This window comes from Moorena sp. SIO3I6 (assembly GCF_010672095.1).
Map to the genome: position 1 here is coordinate 1 of NZ_JAAHHU010001573.1, position 1,158 is coordinate 1,158.

The following is a 1,158-nucleotide window of genomic DNA, read 5'->3' on the forward strand; positions in this document are numbered from 1 at the left end:
AGGAGGACAGGGTAACTTTATTCAAGCGCTAGTGTATTTGTCTCAAATCCCTAAAGAAACCCCCACCTACCAGAAAGCGAGAATCAAGATAGCTGAGTATTCCCGTAAGCAGCATTTAAAGGAAGAAGTGGAACGACAAGCTGCATTAGCCAAAGCAGTGTTAGAAAAACAAAGGCAATCAGGGGTTAACCAAAAACCGTTGCTCAAGGTCAACGTTGAATCAAGCCGTTCCCCACTCAAGCATGGGCTACAGTGGCAAGAAGTCAACGATTAGGATAGTATTGTTGACTACTGACTGGTGACTACTGACTGATGACTACTGACTGGCTTATATTTACTTGACTGCTTAGTGTTAACTATTTATTGTTTACTTTGCCTTGTACTCAAAACTCCCGACACCACAGTGATTTCAAAAAAATTTGCGAAAGTACTTGCCAGACTTTGTACTGTATGATTATAATAAGTAGATGTGAAGAGCAATTGTTTGGCAATCCTCAGTAGCTCAGCGGTAGAGCGGTCGGCTGTTAACCGATTGGTCGCAAGTTCGAATCTTGCCTGGGGAGTTTAACTATTATACATAACAGCTCCTGATGGCCTGGAAGTTATTCAAGGTCTAGATAGTTAGCAGATCAGACTTCCCTTGAAATGCCTTGCCAGTGGATAGAAGGTTTTTCACTAAGGGGTCGTTCATTGTTGCTCAACGGGACGATAAGCGCGTTTGGGCATGGTAGAGTATTGTGGCAATCAAGTTTTATGCAGGGAATAGCTTCGAGCTTACCCCTGAAATTCAGACAATCCTGATTTACTGGCCACTAGGCCAGAAATCAGGATTGGTGATTGGTGATCTCAGATTGTAATCCTTAAAAATTGGAAACTGCGCTAAGCTATTCCAGGTATCTCTGTGAAACAAAAAATTCGACAAAACAAGCATTTCAATGGGATTCCAGAGGAAATAACAAATGGAGGGCTATCTGTGCAGGGGCAGTTTCCTTTGACTACGGTAGGGGCACTTGTCTTAACTACAAGTGGACGAATTTTGATTGTCAAAACCACTAAATGGCGGGGTCAATGGGGTGTACCAGGAGGTAAAGTAGAATGGGGTGAAACCCTTGAGGATGCACTCCTCAGGGAGTTTCGGGAAGAAGTTGGTCTAGATTT

Annotated in this window: 2 protein-coding genes and 1 tRNA gene; all 3 read left to right on the forward strand. The window is 43.2% G+C overall.

What is annotated here, in order from left to right:
* Window positions 1–274, forward strand: a 274-nt coding sequence (locus F6K49_RS51320) for a hypothetical protein (protein WP_293110640.1), incomplete at its 5' end; no start/stop codon positions are given.
* Window positions 275–491: 217 nt separating this feature from the next.
* Window positions 492–563, forward strand: a tRNA-Asn gene (locus F6K49_RS51325).
* Between the two features lie 338 nt (window positions 564–901).
* Window positions 902–1,158 (forward strand): NUDIX domain-containing protein (locus F6K49_RS51330; RefSeq protein ID WP_293110642.1); only part of this gene is annotated, 257 nt, incomplete at its 3' end.